Below are 18437 nucleotides of genomic sequence, written 5' to 3'. Positions count from 1 at the left end.
GGCCTTCCTTACAGGTTGCGGGCCTTCTCGACGGCCTCGTCGATCGTGCCGACCATGTAGAACGCCTGCTCCGGCAGATCGTCATGCTCGCCGTCGACGATGGCACGGAAGCCACGAATGGTCTCCTTGAGCGACACGTATTTGCCGGGCGCGCCCGTGAAGACCTCGGCCACGAAGAAGGGCTGCGACAGGAACCGCTGGAGTTTCCGGGCCCGCGTCACGCTCTGCTTGTCCTCTTCGGAGAGCTCGTCCATGCCGAGGATGGCGATGATGTCCTGCAGCTCCTTGTAGCGCTGCAGTACCTGCTGGACGTCCTGCGCCGTATCGTAGTGCTCCTGGCCGACCACCTGCGGGTCGAGCTGCCGCGAGGTGGAGTCGAGCGGGTCGACGGCCGGGTAGATACCCAGCTCGGCGATCGAGCGGGCCAGCACGATGGTGGCGTCGAGATGCGCGAAGGTGGTTGCGGGCGACGGGTCGGTGAGGTCGTCCGCCGGCACGTAGACCGCCTGGATCGACGTGATCGAGCCCTTCTGGGTGGAGGTGATGCGCTCCTGCAGGACGCCCATCTCCTCGGCCAGGGTCGGCTGATAACCCACCGCCGACGGCATGCGGCCGAGCAGGGCGGAGACCTCGACACCAGCGAGGGTGTAGCGGTAGATGTTGTCGATGAACATCAGCACGTCGCGGCCTTCGTCACGGAAGAACTCCGCCATGGTCAGGCCGGTCAGCGCGACACGCAGGCGGTTGCCCGGCGGCTCGTTCATCTGCCCGTAGACCAGTGCCACCTTGTCGAGGACGTCGGAGTCCTTCATCTCGTGGTAGAAGTCGTTACCCTCGCGGGTCCGCTCACCGACACCGGCGAACACCGAGTAACCGGCATGCTCGGTGGCGATATTGCGAATCAGCTCCATCATGTTGACGGTCTTGCCGACACCGGCACCCCCGAACAGGCCGACCTTGCCGCCCTTGGCGAACGGGCAGAGCAGGTCGATGACCTTGATGCCGGTCTCGAGCAGCTCGGTGGATCCGGCCTGCTCGGCGTAGGACGGAGCCTTGCGGTGGATCGGCCAGCGCTGCTCCGCGCCGACGTCACCGACCTCGTCGACGGGCTCACCAAGCACATTCATGATGCGCCCGAGCGTCTTCTCGCCCACCGGTACGGAGATCGGTTCCCCCGAGTTGGTCACCTCGACACCGCGCTGGAGGCCGTCGGTAGTGCCCATGGCGATGGCCCGAACGACGCCGTCGCCGGTCTGCTGCTGCACCTCGAGGACCAGGTTGTTGGCCTTGATATCGAGTGCGTCATAGATCTTCGGGACGGAGTCGCGGGGGAACTCAATGTCCACCACGGCACCGATGATCTGGACGACCTTTCCTGAACTCATAGGGCGGTTCCTCTTCGCGAAAGCATTGTATTCAGTTGTGGATAGCCGTTCACGCTAGACGGCTTCGGCGCCGGCCACGATCTCGGAGAGCTCCGTGGTAATCGCCGCCTGACGCGCCTTGTTATAGGCGAGATTCAGGTCGTCGATCAGTTTGCCGGCGTTATCGGAAGCGGACTTCATGGCCACCATGCGTGCGGCCTGTTCACAGGCGATGTTCTCGACCACGGCCTGGAAAACCAGGGACTCGATATACCGCTCGAGGAGCTGATCCAGCGCCTCGGCCGGGGACGGCTCGTAGAGATAGTCCCAGCTGTGGGCGGAGCGGGTGCTGTCGTCGTCCTCGGTTATCGGCAGCGGCAGGATCTGCTCCATCACCGGCTTCTGCGTCATCGTATTGACGAAACGGTTGTAGCAGAGGACGACCCGATCGAGGCTTCCCTCCGCGTACTGATCCATCATTACCTTGACCGTGCCGATGATATCGGCCAGCGCCGGCTTGTCGCCGAGCTGCGAGACCTCGGCAATGATCGTCGGCGGCAGGCGGCTGAAGAACTGGATCCCCTTCGAACCGACGGTGCACAGGCGGACCTCGCGACCGGCGGCCTCCTGCTCTCGCAGATCCTTGATCATCGTACGGAACAGGTTGTTGTTGAGTCCGCCGCAGAGCCCGCGGTCGCTGGATATAACGATATATCCGACCCGATCCTCGGTTTCAGGCACCGTCAGGAAAGGATGCCGGTACTCCGGATTGGCCCGCGCCAGGTGCCGGATGACCTGGCGCATCTTGTCGGCATAGGGAAGCGCGGCCTGCATGCGCTGTTGCGCCCCACGCATCTTCGAGGCCGCGACCATCTCCATGGCCGTGGTGATCTTCTGCGTGTTGCCGACACTCTTGATCTGAGTGCGTATTTCTTTCGCGCCGGACATGGCGTTCCTGCCTTAAAGTGCCTTACCAGGTACCCGTTGCCTTGAAATCATCGAGAACCGCCGTGAGCTGGTCCTTGATTTCATCGGTGTAGTCCCCGGTGTCGTTGATCTTCTGCATGAGCTCGACCGCGTTGTTCGCCACATGCTGATGCAGAGTGGCCTCGAAGTCACTGACTTTCTTGTTGTCGAGATCGTCGAGATAACCCTCGTTGAGGGCGAACAGCGACAGCGCCATAAAGGCCACCGACAGCGGGGCGTACTGACCCTGCTTGAGGATTTCCATCGCGCGCTCACCGCGCTCGAGCTGCTTGCGCGTGTACTCGTCGAGGTCGGAGGCGAACTGCGCGAACGCCGCGAGCTCGCGATACTGCGCGAGGGCGAGACGGATACCGCCACCGAGCTTCTTGACGATCTTGGTCTGCGCCGAACCGCCAACGCGGGACACCGACAGACCGGCGTTGATCGCCGGCCGGATACCGGCGTTAAACAGGTCGGTCTCCAGGTAGATCTGGCCGTCGGTGATGGAAATCACGTTGGTCGGCACGAATGCCGAGACGTCGCCGGCCTGAGTCTCGATGATCGGGAGCGCGGTTAGCGACCCGGTCTTGCCCTTGACCTCGCCGTTGGTGCGCCGCTCGACGTCGGCCTCGTTGATCCGCGCCGCCCGCTCGAGGAGCCGCGAATGGAGGTAGAAGACGTCGCCGGGGAAGGCCTCGCGACCCGGCGGCCGGCGCAGCAGCAGCGACACCTGGCGATACGCCACGGCCTGCTTGGAGAGATCATCGAAGACGATCAGCGCGTCTTCACCCCGGTCGCGGAAGAATTCGCCCATGGTGCAGCCCGCGTAGGGCGCAATGAACTGCAGCGCTGCCGACTCGGCTGCCGATGCGGCGACGATGATGGTGTTGTCGAGCGCACCATGCTCTTCGAGCTTGCGGACCACGTTGGCAATCGAGGACGCCTTCTGGCCCACCGCCACGTAGATGCACTTAATGCCGGTATTCTTCTGGTTGATGATGGCGTCGACCGCCACCGCCGTCTTGCCGGTCTGGCGGTCGCCGATGATCAGCTCCCGCTGGCCGCGTCCCACCGGCACCATCGAGTCGATGGCCTTGAGCCCTGTCTGAACCGGCTGGTCAACCGACTGGCGATCGATCACACCCGGTGCGACCTTCTCGACGGGCGCGGTCTGATCGAAGGTGATGGCGCCCTTGCCGTCGATCGGCTCACCGAGCGTATTGACGACACGCCCGAGCAGCCCCTCGCCGATGGGCACCTCGAGGATGCGTCCCGTCGTGCGAACGGTGTCGCCTTCGTTGAGGTGCGAGTAATCACCCAGTACAACCGCGCCGACCGAGTCGCGCTCGAGGTTGAGCGCCATGCCGTAGGTCTCGCCGGGCAGTTCCAGCATCTCGCCCTGCATGACATCGCTGATGCCGTGGATACGGATGATGCCATCGCTGACACTGACCACCGTCCCCTCGTTACGCGCCTCGGCGACGGACTCGAAGCCCTCGATGCGCTGTTTGATCAGGTCACTGATTTCCGTGGAATTGAGTTGCATCTAATCTGTCCTCTTAGCGACTGAGGGCGCTGGTAAGCCGGTTGAGCCGACCGCGCACCGAGCCATCGATAACCAGGTCGCCGGCGCGGATGACCGCACCGCCGATGAGCGATTCGTCGACCTGCGTCTGCAGGCTCACCGTGCGCGCCAGGCGTTGTGAAAGCGCTTCCGCGAGCCGGTCGCGCGCCGCATCGTCAATCGGATGGGCGCTGATCAGCTCGGCATCCAGCGTCTTCTCGTACTCGGCCCGAAGGCGGTCGTACTGGCGACTGATCTCGGGCAGCACGCCGATGCGATTACGCTCGACCAGCAACCGCACGAAATTGCGCTGCCGGGTATCGAGTGCATCACCGCATACGTCCAGAATGAGACCGGCCTTGCGATCATCGTCGACACGCGGGTGGCCAAGCACCGCGGCGACGCGGCTGTCCTCGACAACCGCCGCCGCCATCGCCAGCCCTTCGCCCCAGCCCGCCAGTGCCCCGGCGGCCTGAGCAAGCTGGAATGCTGCGTCGGCATAGGGACGGGCAACCGTGGTTTTCTGCGCCATATCCCTTTGCCTCAGACCTGCTCAGCCAGCTCGTCGAGCATCTGCTGATGTGCCTTCGGGTCGACCTCGCGCTCGAGGATGCGGCTGGCACCCGCGATGGCGAGATCCGAGACATCCCGACGGAGCGCGGCCCGCGCCTGGCTGACCTCCTGCTCGATGCGGGCATCGGCAGCGGCCTTCTCACGCTCGGCGACCGCCCGGGCCTCCTCGCGCGCCTCCTCGATGATGGACGCACTCTGACGGTTGGCCCGCTCGATGATCTCGCCCGCCTGTGTCTTGGCCTCGCGGATGTGCTCTGCACCCCGCTCCTTGGCGAGTTCCAGCTCCTGCTGGCCGCGCTCGGCGGAAGCCAGACCGTCCGCGATCCGCTTCTCGCGCTCGCTCATGGCCTGTTTGATGGGCGGCCAGACGAACTTCATGGTGAACAGGATGAACACCACGAAGGTGATCATCTGTCCGAACAGCGTTGCGTTAATACCCACGGTCTACTCTCCGATGGCTGCCGGTGAATGGCAGGTTGTCGTCTCGTCCGATGGGTTCAGTTCAGCGCGCCGAGCAGCGGGTTGGCGAACATCAGCAGGGCAGCGAATGCCACGCCGATGATCGAGACGGCGTCGAGCAGACCGGCCACGATGAACATGCGGACCTGCAGAACGCCGGCCACCTCGGGCTGCCGGGCGATGCCCTCGAGAAACTTCCCGCCGAGCAGACCGAAGCCGATGCTCGTGCCGACGGCGGCGAAGGCGAAGATGAGTCCAATAGTGATGGCGGTAAATGCCTGGACCTGGGCGATTGCTTCCATGGTTCCTCCAATACAGGGGTCGTTTAAGGGTTAAAAGCGTTTGAATGGGTGGCCTGCGGCCGACCCCTCAGTGATCCTCGTAAGCGAGACTCAGGTACACGATCGTGAGCACCATGAAGATGAATGCCTGCAGCGGGATCACCAGAATATGGAAAATCGCCCAGGCAACACCCGGCACCCACTGCGCCCAGACGGGCAGCAGCGCGATAAGGATGAAGATGATTTCGGCGGCGTAGAGATTGCCGAACAGTCGCATCCCGAGCGACACCGGCTTGGCGATCATCTCGACGAGATTCAGCAACAGGTTCGGGATCCAGAGGGCCGGATGCGCACCGAAGGGGTGGCAGACCATGTCCTTGCCGAAGCCCTTCGACCCCTTGCCCTTGATGCCGTAGATGATGATCAGCGCCAGTACGGTCAGTGACAGACCGAAGGTCGCATTCATGTCGGCGGAGGGCAGGATTCGCACATACTCGACACCGAATAGGCCGAGGATCTCGGGGAACAGATCCACGGGGATGAGATCCATCAGGTTCCAGAGGAGCACCCAGATGAAAATAGTCAGCGCCAGCGGCGCGACAAAGTCTTTCGGGCCGTGGAAGCTGTCTCTTACCTGTTGATCGATGAATTCGATACAACCCTCGATCGCGTTCTGTATCCCACTCGGGCTTTCAGCACTGGCTTTGCGCGCCACACTGTAGAAAAGGCCAAGCCAGATAAGGCCCAGCACCCAGGAGACGATGAGCGTATCGATGTTTAACGTCCAGAACCCTTCGCCCACCGTGAGATGCTCGAGGTGGTGGGTGACGTATTCCGTGGCCGAACCGCTTGCCATAATCGTTTCTGTCCCGTTGCGTCCACGTTCAGTCGATGTCGCCCAGTAACACCAGGCCGTAGGCGACCAGTGTCAGGGCCAGCGTTGTCACCAGCGCAGCCGCTTCGTCCCGAAAGGCGTAGACGGCGGTGACGATGAGTACCGATCCGAGCAGCAGCTTCATCATCTGGGCGCGGTAGAACGTCCCGAGGATTACCTTCGGGTCAGTCTCCGCGGCGCTTCTCAGACGCCAGCGTGCGGCGACGTAAAACGTCATGAACGCGCTGATGCCTGCTCCCGATACGGCCGCGAGCCCGGCTCCGATCCCACTGGACAGTGTCCAGATCGCCGCAGCGGCAAGCCCGATGGCCATCTGTATCCGGATGACCCGCAGCGCGACGCGTCTCAGCGACATATCGCCGTCGCAACGCCCTGCGAAAGTCGTTGGAGTATAGAGAAGTCACCCATTCGCTTCAACGGATGTGCTCGAGAATGCCGTCGAGCTCGTCGAGACTGTTATAGCGTATCACCAGCCGCCCCTTGCCCTGCTGGCCCGCCTCGATGCGCACACTGGCGCCCAGCCGATCGGCGAGATCGTCCTGCAACCGGCGGATATTGGGGTCGGGGCGGGGCGGGTCCACGGATTCCCCGGACTCGCCGGCGAGCAGCTGCCGAACCAGTGCCTCGGTCTGGCGCACGGTCAGGCCACGACTTACTACGCGCGCCGCCGCTTCGGCCTGGGCCGCGGGATCGAGCGCCAGCAGCGCCCGGGCATGCCCCATCTCCAGCGCCCCGTCGCCGATGTACGCCTTGACCTCGGCGGTCAGCTCGAGCAGGCGCAGCAGGTTCGATACCCCGACCCGTGAGCGCCCCACCGCCTCGGCGATCGCCTGGTGCGTCATCCCGAACTCCCCGGTCAGCCGCTGCAGGGCGTTGGCCTCCTCGAGCGGGTTGAGGTCTTCACGCTGTATGTTCTCGATGAGCGCGACCGCCACCGCCATTTCGTCGGAGATATCGCGGATGATTGACGGGATCGTCTCCAGCTCTGCCAGCTGCGCGGCGCGCCAGCGGCGTTCACCGGCGATGATCTCGTAGCGGTCGGTCTCCGGAATGGCACGCACGACGATCGGCTGGACCACCCCCTGGGTGCGAATCGACTGGGCCAGCGCCTGGAGGGCGGCCGGGTCGAATTCGCGGCGCGGCTGGTAGCGCCCGCCCTCGAGCTGATCGAGCGGCAGCTCGCGAAGATCGTCGGCGACGGCGCTGTCCGCTGCAGCGCCCGCCTCGCCAAGCAGGGCATCCAGCCCGCGACCCAGCCCCTTGCGTCGATTGGTCATCGCAATCCTCCTGCATCGGCACCCGCGGCCCGCTGGCGCCGCAGCAACTCGGCGGCGAGAGCGAGATAGGCGACCGCGCCGCGCGACGACCGATCATACTGCAATACCGGCAGGCCGTGGCTCGGGGCCTCGGCGAGACGAACGTTACGCGGGATCTGGGTGCGATAGACCTGCCCCGGGAAGTGCGCGAGCAGCTGGGCCCCCACCTGGTTGGAGAGATTATTGCGGCCATCGAACATGGTGCGCACCAGTCCCTCGATCTCGAGCGCCGGATTAACCGTCTGCTGGATCCGGTGGATGGTGTTGAGCAACGCGCTCAGCCCTTCGAGGGCGTAGTACTCGCACTGGATGGGAATGAGGACGTGATCGGCCGCCACGAAGGCATTGAGGGTGAGCAGGTTCAGCGATGGCGGGCAGTCGATAAGGATGTGGTCATAGTCATCGCGACAGGTCGCAATCGCCGTCTGGAGGCGCTTTTCGCGACCCTCGCCCGCGGCCATCAAACCGACCTCGGCCGCCGTGAGGTCGCCGTTGGCCGGCAGCAGATCGAACCCGCCGCGAACCTCCCGGCAGCGCACGCTGCGCGCCGATGCCTCGCCCATCAGGAGCTCGTAGTTGCTGGCCTCGAGCGTGTCCTTGTCGACCCCGGAGCCGACAGTGGCATTGCCCTGCGGGTCCATGTCGACGAGCAGCACCCGTCGGCCATTGCTGACGAGCGACGCGGCGAGATTGACGCAGGTGGTGGTCTTGCCGACACCGCCTTTCTGGTTGGCGATGGCCAGTGTCTGATTCATGCAGTCATCCTGTGGCGGCTACCGATCGTTCCATGATGAGCAAATGTCGCGACGCATCAAGCCCGGGCACCTCGAGGGATTGCCGACGACAGGATACGCCGGCGGTTTCGAGCCCTGGCAATGGCTCGGTTCCGGGTCGTCCCTTCATGGCGATCACCTGGCCGGCATCGTCAACCAGCCGCGAGGCGAGGGCCCAGAACCCCGCGGCATCGGTAAAGGCGCGGCAGATGGCGGCGGCGCAGGGTTCGTCCACGACGACATCCTCGACCCGCACCGGAGCAATGGTGACGTTCTCAAGCGCCAGCGTCAGACAGACCTGGCGCAGGAACCGCACCTTCTTGCCGCTCGGTTCAACCAGGGTCACCGGGCGCTGCGGCTGGGCAATCGCGATCGGCAGGCCGGGCAGTCCGGCGCCGGTGCCGATATCCACCAGGCGCCCGTCGGGCAGCCAGGGCACCACGGCGAGGCTGTCGAGCAGATGGCGCGGGATCATGGCCTGTGGATCGCGCACCGCCGAGAGGTTGTAAACCCGATTCCAGCGCGCCAGCAGATCGCGGTAGGCGATCAGGTCGGGCACGACCGCCGGGTCCAGATCCCATTGCTCGAGGCCGTCCCGCAACCGGGCCGCGTCACGATCGCCGCGGGTCGTCATTCAGGCACTCCGGCGGGACCGGTCGCGACGCAGATGGACCAGCAGGAGCGAAACCGCCGCCGGTGTCACCCCGGGAATCCGGCCCGCCTGCCCGAGGGTGGATGGCTGGTGGCGCTGGAGCTTTTCGCAGACCTCGGTGGAAAGGCCCGCGACCTGGTGGTAATCGATATCTCCCGGCAGGGGTTGATCCTCGTAGCGGGCCTGGCGTGCGACCTGGTCGGACTGGCGCTTGAGATAGCCCTCGTAGCGGGCCCCGATCAGGACCTGCTGGCGGACGACGGGATCGTCCGGCCCGTCGCCGGCGCCGGGCAGTGCAAGGAGCGTCTCGTAGTCCATTTCCGGGCGTTTGAGCAGCGTCATCAGGGTCTGCTCGCGCCACAGCGGCTTGCCGAGCAGCGCGGCGCCTCCGTCGTTCCCCAGTTTCGCCGGGCGGATCCAGGTATGTTCGAGGCGGTGACGCTCGGCGTCGATCGCCGCGCGGTAGGCCTCGAAGCGGGACCAGGCCGCGTCGCTGATCAGCTTGTAGTCACGGGCCACCGGCATGAGCCGGAGATCGGCATTGTCTTCGCGCAGGTGGAGGCGGTATTCCGCCCGCGAGGTAAACATCCGGTAGGGTTCGGTAGTACCCCGAGTGGTGAGATCGTCTACCAGCACACCGATATAGGCCTCGTGGCGCTGCGGGATCCACAGCGCCCGATCGCCGGCGCGGGCGGCGGCGTTGATGCCGGCGAGCAGCCCCTGCGCCGCCGCCTCCTCGTAGCCGGTGGTGCCATTGATCTGGCCGGCCAGGAACAGGTGAGGGAGCTGCAGGCTCTCGAGGCTCGGGTGCAGGTCGCGCGGATCGAGGTAGTCGTACTCGATGGCATAGCCGGGGCGGGTGACGTGGGCATGCTCGAGTCCGCGGATGCTCCGCACCATGGCGATCTGGACATCGAACGGCAGGCTCGTGGAGATGCCGTTGGGATAGACCTCGCGGGTATCCAGGCCCTCGGGCTCGAGGAAGATCTGATGGGCATCACGATCGGCGAACCGCACCACCTTGTCCTCAATCGAGGGGCAATAGCGCGGGCCGACACCATCAATCTCGCCACTGTACATGGGCGAGCGGTGCAGCGCACCGCGGATGATCGCATGGCTGTCGGCATTGGTGTGGGTGATGTGGCAGGGCACCTGGCGCGGATGCTCGTCGCCGCGGCTCCAGCGCGAGAAGAAGGCCGGATGCTCGTCACCGGGCTGTGTATCGAGACTGGCGAAATCGATGCTGGCGGCATCGATCCGTGGCGGCGTTCCGGTCTTGAGCCGCCCGACCCGCAGCGGCAGGGCGCGCAGTCGCTCGGCCAGCGCAATGGACGGACCATCACCGGCCCGGCCGCCGCTACGGTTGTGATCACCGATATGGATCCGACCACCCAGGAACGTCCCTACGGTAAGCACAACGGCGGCCGCGCGGAATTCGAGCCCCATGCCGGTGACAACGCCGCGCACCTCGCCGCGTTCCACGATCAGATCGTGGACACTGTCCTGGAACAGCGCGAGGTCGGCTGCCTCGTCGAGGATGCCGCGAACCGCCTGGCGGTAGAGGCCTCGATCCGCCTGCGCCCGGGTTGCCCGTACCGCGGGGCCCTTGCGCTGATTGAGCGTTCGGAACTGGATGCCGGCGCGATCCGCGGCCCGGCCCATGACCCCGCCCATGGCGTCGATCTCGCGGACCAGGTGCCCCTTGCCGATCCCGCCGATCGCCGGGTTGCAGCTCATCTGGCCGATGGTATCGAGGCTCTGGGTGAGCAGCAGCGTGCGTGCCCCCGTCCGCGCGGCGGCATAGGCGGCCTCGGTCCCGGCGTGACCGCCGCCCACCACGATGACGTCATGCGCTTTTCCGCTATCCATGCCCTGATCCTACCGCTATTTACCGATACAGAATGTCGAAAAGATCCGTCCCAGCAGATCCTCCGGCGTGACCGCGCCGGTAATCTCGCCGAGCGCCCGCTGTGCCTCGCCCAGCGACTCCGCGACCAGCTCCTCCCCCGCGCCGGCATGGGCGGCCTCGAGGGCCTCGTCGATGGCCGCGGCACCGGCATCGAGCGACTGGAGGTGGCGCCGACGGGCGATGAATACCGCCTCGGTGTCGTCTTCGCCGAGACTGGCACGCAGATGCTCGCGCAGCGCCGCCATCCCGTCCCCGGTCAGCGCGGAAACGGCGAACCCGTCGTTCGCGACACCCGGCGTCCGGCCGCTGAGATCGATTTTGTTGACGACCGTGGTCACAGGCACCGACGCAGGGAGCTCCGCCTGCAGATCCGTTATTTCGGAATCGTCCGCTGCCAGCGCCGGCGCCGTGTCGTCCGTCACCAGCAGGATACGATCGGCCTCGCGCATTGCCTGACGGGCCCTTCGGACCCCTTCCTGCTCGACCACGTCACCCCCCTGGCGCAGGCCGGCCGTATCCAGCACCCGCAGCGGCAGGCCGTCGATATGCAGGTAGGTATCGAGCACGTCGCGGGTGGTGCCTGCGAGCGCCGTCACGATCGCCGCGTCGCGCCCCGCCAGCGCGTTGAGCAGGCTCGACTTGCCGGCGTTGGGACGACCGGCGATCACGACCGTCAGTCCCTCCTGGAGTCGCTGGCCTCGACCGGCGGCCCGACGGGTCTCGGCAACCTCCGCGGCGATCGCCTCGATCCGCTGCACCACGCCGTCCAGCGCGAGGCCCTCCAGCGGCTCATCAGCGAAGTCGATCCCCGCTTCCAGGTGGACACGCAGGTCGGTAAGACGCCGCACCAGCCGCTCGACGGTCTGCGCGAACTCACCCTGCAGCGAGCGCACTGCCGCTCGGGCGGCGGATTCACTGCCGGCCTCGATGAGATCGGCGATGGCCTCGGCCCGGGTGAGGTCGATCCGGCCATTGCTGTAGGCGCGTTGACTGAACTCGCCCGGTGACGCCAGCTCGGCGCCCAGTCCCAGGAGGCGCTGGAGCAACCGATCCATGACGACGGGACCACCATGGCCGTGGAGCTCGGCGACATCCTCGCCGGTAAACGAGTGGGGTCCGGGGAACCAGAGCACCAGCCCCTCGTCGATCGCCACGCCATCATCGCCGGCAAAGCGGCGGAAGCTGGCCCGGCGGGCCGACGGCAGCGGGCCGACGACCGTCTCGATCAGGCTAGCGGTGGTCGGCCCGGACACCCGGATGACGCCGATGCCACCGCGACCGGGTGGCGTCGCCACCGCGCAGATCGTGGTGTCAGGCATTCGCCTTCTTGTCGCCCGCCTCGATCTTTCGGGTAATGAACCACTGCTGGGCGATGGACAGGCTGTTGTTGGTCACCCAGTAGAGCACCAGCCCGGCGGGGAAGAACATGAAGAAAATCGTGAACACGAACGGCAATCCCATCATGATCTTCTGCTGAATCGGATCCATGGGCGCCGGATTCAGCTTTTGCTGGAGGAACATCGATCCGCCCATCAGCAAAGGCAGGACGTAGAACGGATCACGCACCGACAGATCCTGGATCCACATGATCCAGGGCGCCTGGCGCAGCTCGACGCTCTCCAGCAGCACCCAGTAGAGGGCGATGAATACGGGGATCTGGATCAGGATCGGCAGACAGCCACCGAGCGGGTTAACTTTCTCTTTCTTGTAGAGCTGCATGAGCTCCTGGTTCATCTGCTGACGATCCTCGGAGTAGCGCTCGCGCAGCTTCTGCATTTCCGGCTGGAGCTTGCGCATCCGCGCCATCGACTTGTAGCTGGTCTCGGAGAGCTTGTAGAAGACCAGCTTGATGCCCAGCGTCAGCAGGATGATGGACCAGCCCCAGTTGCCCACGACGTCGTGAATCCAGCTCAGGGCGATGAACAGCGGCTTGGAGATAATCGTCAGCCAGCCATAGTCGACCGTCAGTTCCAGACCCGCGGCGACTGCGTCAAGGCGATCCTGCTCCTTGGGACCGACGAACAGGCGGTTCTCGAAGGTGGCGGTCTCACCAGAGGCCGCCGTCTGCCACGGGGAGCTCTGGCCGAGCACGTACTCGCCATCATCGAAGCGAGTGTAATAGCGCATTTCCTGGTCCCGCGGCGGGACCCAGGCGGCGAGGAAGTAATGCTGGATCATCGCCAGCCAGCCATCGCCAATATCCCGCGAGAGATTTTCGTCTTCCATATCGCCGAAGTCGATTTTTTCGTACTTCTCGGCGGGGCTGTAAATCACGCCACCGGTATAGCTCGCGGCGCCCAGGAAGCCGGGACCCTCGGTCTCCGCCGAACGCAGCAGCTGGCTGTACTGATAGGCGCGCCATGGCGAATCGGCGCTGTTTTCGACCTCGTGGACCATTCGCACGACATAGCTGTCGCGCTCGAAGATGTACCGGCGGGTCACGGTCACACCGTCTCCACTGCGCCAGCGGATCGGGACCTCGAGCGTATCCTGGCCGGCTTCGAGTACGTAACGATCGGCGCTCGCCTCCCACCGGGCCCGGTGATCGGGCGCCTCGCCGCCATCGCTCACCAGGCCTGTCTGGGCCATGAAGAGTGGGCTGGACGGACTGAGAAGCGTGAACGGCGACGAATCATCCTCGGAAACCGAATGTTTCAGCAACTGCGCCTGGCTGATGTTGCCGCCCTGCAACGGGATGCTGATCGACAGCGTATCGGTTTCGACGTGGATGACATCCTCGCCGCTCGTTGCCACATTTGCCGTCTCGCCGCCCGGACCGCGATCCGGTGCCGTCTCCGAATCATCCTGCGATGAAGAGGACGGCGGCGCTTCCGCTGCAGGTTCCGCCGAGCCACTGGTTGTCTGGGTGGATTCGGCCTGTTGCGGTGCCGGCTCGGTCCCGTAGTCGCGTTGCCAGGTGGTCCAGATCAGCAGGAGCACCAGGGCAAGCGCCCCGACCAGGAATAGGCGTTGGTTGTCCATCATGAGTGACGACTCGTGGTTTCACTGCCCGGAACCGGATCGATGCCGCCGGGGTGGAGAGGATTGCAGCGCAGAACGCGCCGGATCGCGTAATAGCCGCCGCGCAGGGCACCGTGGCGTTCGACCGCCTCGATCGCGTAGCACGAGCAGGTAGGGTGAAATCGGCAACAGGGCCCGAACAGCGGACTGATGCAATAGCGGTAGGCGCGAAGGAGGCCGATCAGGATGATTCGCATGAATCGGATATCCGTTGCCAGAGCTTGTCGAGTGATCGAATCAGCACCGAATTATCGCACTGCCGGGCAACCGGGCGGACCATTACCACCACATCCACAATCGGTAGATCCGCGATATGGTGCCGGAAACGCTCACGGATAAGCCGCTTGAGCCGGTTGCGATCCACCGCTCGGGGAGCGGCGCGTTTGGAAACCGCGAGCCCGAGCCTCGGCCGCCCTGCACCCCCCTGGCCGACCAGGATGGTGAATTGGCGATCGCCATGGCGGCGGGCATCGGCGAAAACGCCGCGGAATTCCCGTGACTGCGTCAGTCGCGCAGCGCGGGGGAACCGCCGACAACTCGCCGCTGCCTCGGCCAAGATCAGGGCGTCAGCCGGGCGCGTCCTTTCGCGCGACGACGCGCGATCACCTTGCGACCGTTCCGGGTCGCCATCCGGGCACGGAAGCCGTGATTGCGTTTGCGCTTGATCACGCTGGGTTGAAACGTCCGCTTCATGACGGTGCCGCCTTATTTGAATGGTTGGTCGATAAACAGCCGCAAAAGGTACTGCGGCGATCTGCCCGGTGTCAATTATGCCATTCCGGTCCGGTCGGGTCTCGCTGGTACACGAACAGGCCAGACGATAGACTCGACGCCGTCTGTCCACGATCTTGAGGAAGCCCATTCTTGTCCGAATCACTCTGGAAGGTCTGCCTGCAACGGCTGGAGAAAGAACTCCCCGATCAGCAGCTGAACACCTGGATCCGCCCCCTCCAGGCCGAGGAGCAGGGCAACCAGTTGCGACTGTTCGCCCCCAACCGATTCGTCCTCGACTGGGTGAAAGAGCATTTCTCACCCCGCATCGAGGAGCTGCTGGCAAGCCAGTTCCCGGATGCGCCGCCGCAGTTGATCATGGAGATCGGCGTCCAGCCATCCGCCCCCCGGGCCGCGGCATCGGAAGAGCGCGAATCGCGGGCCCGGACCAGCGCGCCGGCATCAACGCCGCACAACGCCAATCTCAACCGCGATTTCACCTTCGATACGTTCGTCGAGGGCAAATCGAACCAGCTCGCCCGCGCCGCGAGCCTACAGGTGGTCGATAACCCGGGACAGGCCTATAACCCGTTATTTATCTACGGCGGCGTCGGCCTCGGTAAAACGCACCTGATGCACGCTATCGGCAACGCGCTGGTAAGCGCTCGCCCGGATGCCCGGGTCTTGTATCTCCACTCCGAGCGCTTCGTCGCAGACATGATCAAGGCGCTGCAGCACAACGCGATCAACGAGTTCAAGCGCCACTACCGGGGCGTGGATGCACTACTCATCGACGATATCCAGTTCTTTGCCGGCAAGGAGCGCTCCCAGGAGGAGTTCTTCCATACCTTCAATGCGCTTCTCGAGGGGCACCAGCAGGTCGTCATGAGCTGCGACCGCTACCCCAAGGAGATCAACGGTCTCGAGGAGCGGCTGAAATCGCGTTTCGGCTGGGGGCTGACCATTGCCATCGACCCACCCGAGCTCGAGACCCGGGTCGCGATCCTGCTCAGCAAAGCGGATCAGGCCGGCATCGACATGCCGCCCGAAGTCGCATTCTTCATCGCCAAGCGTATCCGTTCGAATATCCGCGAGTTGGAGGGCGCGCTGCGTCGGGTGACGGCGAACGCCCATTTCACGGGATCGGCAATCACCGTCGACTTCGCGAAATCGGCCCTGCGGGACCTGCTCGCGCTACAGGACAAGCTCGTTACCACCGAGAACATCCAGAAGACCGTCGCCGAGTACTACAAGGTCCGTGTCTCCGATCTGCTCTCCAAGCGGCGGAGTCGATCCATCGCCCGGCCGAGACAGATGGCGATGGCGCTTGCAAAAGAACTGACGAGTCACAGCCTGCCGGAAATCGGTGATGCTTTCGGAGGCCGGGATCACACCACGGTGTTGCATGCCTGTCGCAAGGTCCAGGAGCTCAGAGAGTCGGATGCCCGGTTCGATGAGGACTATCACAACCTGTCGAGAACCTTGTCATCATGATGTGGATAACCTGTGTGCAAAAATAAGACCGGATTCCGTCCACAGGTTATCCAACAGTCATCCCCGCTCCAGCAGCATTCATAAACAGGATGTTAGGCAAAAGAAACGGTTTAAAATCAGCGACCTAATCCGCTTATCCAGCGATTGGCGCGTTCCTTGTCACTACAACAATCTTTAATACACACTCTTGTAATAAGAGAAGAACGAGACAGACCATGGAATTCCAGACTGAACGGGAAACCCTCCTCCGACCGCTGCAATCGATCATCGGTGTTGTCGAGCGACGACAGACACTACCGATCCTCGCCAACGTGCTGATCGAGAAAACCGAGGATCGACTCTGCCTGACAGCCACTGATCTTGAAGTAGAGTTGAAAACCGAATCGACGCTCGAAGGTGGGGAACCGGGGCAGATAACCGTGCCGGCACGCAAGTTGATGGACATCGTCCGCAATCTGCCGGACGACGCGACACTGCATCTCAGGCAGGAACAGGATCGAATTGTCGTCAAGGCAGGCCCGAGCCGATTCTCCCTCGCGACATTACCGGCCGATGATTTCCCGACCGCGGACGACATCCAGCCCTCGCATCGCTTCGCGCTGCCGCAGTCGCAGCTCCGGTGGCTAATCGAGAAAACCCATTTCGCGATGGCGCTGCAGGATGTCCGCTACTACCTCAATGGTCTGCTGATCGAGCTTGGAGGTCAGCATCTGCGGGCGGTGGCAACGGATGGGCATCGGCTTGCGTTATCCGCGGTATCATCCAGCGATGAACTGGGCGAAGACGCACAGGTGATCGTTCCCCGCAAGGGTGTCCAGGAGATGCTGCGACTACTCGATGATGACAACGAGCCCGTCGAGATCGACCTGGGGGCAGGGCATGTGCAGGTCACTTTGGCCGGGATCCGGTTTACGTCGAAGCTGATTGATGGACGTTTCCCGGATTATCAGCGGGTTATTCCCGAAGAAGAGGGCAGTTTTGCGGTCGTTGATCGGGAAACTCTGCGCAAGGCGCTTGTACGGGCCTCCATCCTCGCGAATGAAAAGTATCGGGGCGTGCGTTTCGGGTTCGAGGCCGATCAGCTGCGAATCCAGTCGAACAATCCCGAGCAGGAAGAGGCCGAGGAGCAGGTACCGGCAACCTACAACGGCGAGGCGATGGAGATCGGTTTTAACGCCAGCTACATGCTCGATGCGCTGGCGGCGATCGATGAGAAAACGGTTCAGCTACATGTCCGCGATGCCAACAGCAGCGCATTGATCCTGGGCGAGACGATGCGCGACGCCCGCTACGTCGTCATGCCGATGCGCCTCTAGGGATGGAGGAGTCAGCGGATGCGGATGGCCTGGTCCACTTTCGCTGGCAATCCGTCCGACACCTCGAGGCCGGATCGATCGACCCCCACCCGCGCCTCAACATCTTCCAGGGGGCGAATGCCGCCGGCAAAACCAGCCTCCTGGAAGCGGTTCATTTCCTCGCCCGTTCGCGCAGCTTCATTACGCATCGCACCGCTCGATTGATCCGTAGTGGTGAGTCCGAGGCACTGGTCAGCGGCCGGATCCGGGCCCAGGGGGGCATTCACCGGCTGGGCGTGCAGCACGGGCACGGGGAGACACGGGTTCGGCTTGATGGGCGAGACGTCACTATCCTGTCGGAGTCGGCGTGGCTGCTGCCACTGCAGGTGCTCAACACGGAGGCCCAACGCCTGCTGACGGACGGGCCGGTGGTACGGCGTGCCTTTCTGAATTGGGGAGTGTTCCACGTGGAACCTACCTATCGGGATGACTGGCGTCGCTACCAACGGGCGCTCCGACAGCGGAACGCGGCACTCAAGTCCGGCCAGCGACGCCTCGCCTCTGCCTGGGAGCCGGATATGGTCGAGGCGGCCGAGTCGGTGGATGCCCATCGACGCCGGTTTCTGGCGGCGGTGATACCCAACGCGCTGACAATCGCGGGGGAGTGGCTGCCAGACCTGGCACTGGATTGGCGGTATCGATCGGGGTGGCGCGCCGGCGAGGCGTTCGGAACAGTGCTTGCCGAGGCTCGCGACCAGGAGATCACACAGGGCTTCAGCCTGCATGGCCCGCACCGTGCCGACTGGCGAATCATCGCCAATGGTGTCGAGGCAACGGGTTTTCTGAGTCGTGGCCAGCAAAAACTCCTGGTTGCGGCGATCAAGCTCGCGCTAATCGAACACTGGTCGGCCGCGTCTACTCAACGACCGGTTGTTCTGGTCGATGATCTGCCTGCGGAACTCGATGGTGGTCATCGGGCGGAGCTGGTGCATCGACTGGAGATCGGTGGTGCCCAGGTATTCCTGACGGCGATCGAGGGTGATCTGCTTCCAGTGATTGGCGCGGCCCGATGGTTCCACGTGGAACATGGCCGAATCACAACGACGGACGGTTAACGCCAGCCCGCGTCTTCCTTGCCGATATCGGTTATAATTGGTGCCTTGT

General features: G+C 64.0%; 20 protein-coding genes. 3 read left to right on the top strand and 17 right to left on the bottom strand.

What is annotated here, in order from left to right; genetic code table 11:
- Positions 1-8: 8 nt before the first annotated feature.
- From atpD to rpmH, 17 genes are all read right to left on the bottom strand, one after another.
- On the bottom strand, positions 9-1385 hold the full coding sequence (atpD, locus tag EV698_RS09130; protein ID WP_130503766.1) for a F0F1 ATP synthase subunit beta: 1377 nt from the start codon (positions 1383-1385) through the stop codon (positions 9-11).
- A gap of 54 nt (positions 1386-1439) precedes the next feature.
- The gene (gene atpG / locus EV698_RS09125) at positions 1440-2312 is read right to left on the bottom strand and encodes a F0F1 ATP synthase subunit gamma (protein WP_130503765.1); all 873 of its coding nucleotides are present in this window, start codon (positions 2310-2312) and stop codon (positions 1440-1442) included.
- 22 nt (positions 2313-2334) lie between these two features.
- Entirely contained in the window at positions 2335-3876 is a 1542-nt protein-coding gene (gene atpA / locus EV698_RS09120; protein WP_130503764.1) for a F0F1 ATP synthase subunit alpha, read from the bottom strand.
- A 13-nt stretch (positions 3877-3889) separates the two neighbouring features.
- Positions 3890-4426 (bottom strand): F0F1 ATP synthase subunit delta, encoded by a 537-nt coding sequence (locus tag EV698_RS09115; RefSeq protein ID WP_130503763.1) that lies wholly within the window; start codon positions 4424-4426, stop codon positions 3890-3892.
- 11 nt (positions 4427-4437) lie between these two features.
- Complete coding sequence (locus EV698_RS09110; protein WP_130503762.1) at positions 4438-4908, bottom strand: F0F1 ATP synthase subunit B; 471 nt, start codon at positions 4906-4908, stop codon at positions 4438-4440.
- Between the two features lie 56 nt (positions 4909-4964).
- On the bottom strand, positions 4965-5228 hold the full coding sequence (atpE, locus tag EV698_RS09105) for a F0F1 ATP synthase subunit C (protein ID WP_130503761.1): 264 nt from the start codon (positions 5226-5228) through the stop codon (positions 4965-4967).
- A 67-nt stretch (positions 5229-5295) separates the two neighbouring features.
- On the bottom strand, positions 5296-6063 hold the full coding sequence (gene atpB / locus EV698_RS09100) for a F0F1 ATP synthase subunit A (protein ID WP_130503760.1): 768 nt from the start codon (positions 6061-6063) through the stop codon (positions 5296-5298).
- A gap of 28 nt (positions 6064-6091) precedes the next feature.
- Positions 6092-6457, bottom strand: coding sequence for an ATP synthase subunit I (locus tag EV698_RS09095; RefSeq protein WP_130503759.1), 366 nt, complete (start codon positions 6455-6457; stop codon positions 6092-6094).
- A gap of 58 nt (positions 6458-6515) precedes the next feature.
- A complete protein-coding gene (locus tag EV698_RS09090; RefSeq protein ID WP_130503758.1) occupies positions 6516-7379 on the bottom strand; it encodes a ParB/RepB/Spo0J family partition protein in 864 nt (287 codons plus the stop codon).
- Positions 7376-8173, bottom strand: coding sequence for a ParA family protein (locus tag EV698_RS09085; protein ID WP_130503757.1), 798 nt, complete (start codon positions 8171-8173; stop codon positions 7376-7378). Before EV698_RS09085 ends, EV698_RS09090 begins: the two co-directional genes overlap by 4 nt.
- 4 nt (positions 8174-8177) lie before the next feature.
- Complete coding sequence (gene rsmG / locus EV698_RS09080; RefSeq protein ID WP_130503756.1) at positions 8178-8825, bottom strand: 16S rRNA (guanine(527)-N(7))-methyltransferase RsmG; 648 nt, start codon at positions 8823-8825, stop codon at positions 8178-8180.
- The gene (gene mnmG / locus EV698_RS09075; RefSeq protein ID WP_130503755.1) at positions 8826-10712 is read right to left on the bottom strand and encodes a tRNA uridine-5-carboxymethylaminomethyl(34) synthesis enzyme MnmG; all 1887 of its coding nucleotides are present in this window, start codon (positions 10710-10712) and stop codon (positions 8826-8828) included.
- 15 nt (positions 10713-10727) lie between these two features.
- A complete protein-coding gene (gene mnmE, locus EV698_RS09070; RefSeq protein ID WP_130503754.1) occupies positions 10728-12071 on the bottom strand; it encodes a tRNA uridine-5-carboxymethylaminomethyl(34) synthesis GTPase MnmE in 1344 nt (447 codons plus the stop codon).
- Entirely contained in the window at positions 12064-13737 is a 1674-nt protein-coding gene (yidC, locus tag EV698_RS09065; protein WP_338062120.1) for a membrane protein insertase YidC, read from the bottom strand. The genes mnmE and yidC overlap by 8 nt, the downstream gene beginning before the upstream one ends.
- Positions 13734-13970: a membrane protein insertion efficiency factor YidD gene (gene yidD, locus EV698_RS09060; RefSeq protein WP_130503753.1), complete on the bottom strand. Its 237-nt coding sequence runs from the start codon at positions 13968-13970 to the stop codon at positions 13734-13736. Before yidD ends, yidC begins: the two co-directional genes overlap by 4 nt.
- Positions 13955-14329, bottom strand: a complete 375-nt coding sequence (rnpA, locus tag EV698_RS09055; RefSeq protein ID WP_130503752.1) for a ribonuclease P protein component — start codon at positions 14327-14329, stop codon at positions 13955-13957. Before rnpA ends, yidD begins: the two co-directional genes overlap by 16 nt.
- Before the next feature lie 2 nt (positions 14330-14331).
- Positions 14332-14466 carry a 50S ribosomal protein L34 gene (gene rpmH / locus EV698_RS09050; RefSeq protein WP_130503751.1) on the bottom strand — a complete coding sequence of 45 codons (135 nt, stop codon included), beginning with the start codon at positions 14464-14466 and terminating at the stop codon, positions 14332-14334.
- Between the two features lie 171 nt (positions 14467-14637).
- Between rpmH and dnaA the strand changes: the two genes are divergently transcribed.
- From dnaA to recF, 3 genes are all read left to right on the top strand, one after another.
- Complete coding sequence (dnaA, locus tag EV698_RS09045) at positions 14638-15978, top strand: chromosomal replication initiator protein DnaA (protein ID WP_130503750.1); 1341 nt, start codon at positions 14638-14640, stop codon at positions 15976-15978.
- Between the two features lie 215 nt (positions 15979-16193).
- Positions 16194-17294, top strand: a complete 1101-nt coding sequence (gene dnaN / locus EV698_RS09040) for a DNA polymerase III subunit beta (protein WP_130503749.1) — start codon at positions 16194-16196, stop codon at positions 17292-17294.
- A 2-nt stretch (positions 17295-17296) separates the two neighbouring features.
- Positions 17297-18388: a DNA replication/repair protein RecF gene (gene recF / locus EV698_RS09035; protein ID WP_130503748.1), complete on the top strand. Its 1092-nt coding sequence runs from the start codon at positions 17297-17299 to the stop codon at positions 18386-18388.
- Positions 18389-18437: the final 49 nt, after the last annotated feature.

The sequence above is a fragment of the Spiribacter vilamensis genome, from assembly GCF_004217415.1.
GTDB lineage: Bacteria > Pseudomonadota > Gammaproteobacteria > Nitrococcales > Nitrococcaceae > Spiribacter > Spiribacter vilamensis.
This window is presented reverse-complemented; position numbering and strand designations above follow the sequence as displayed.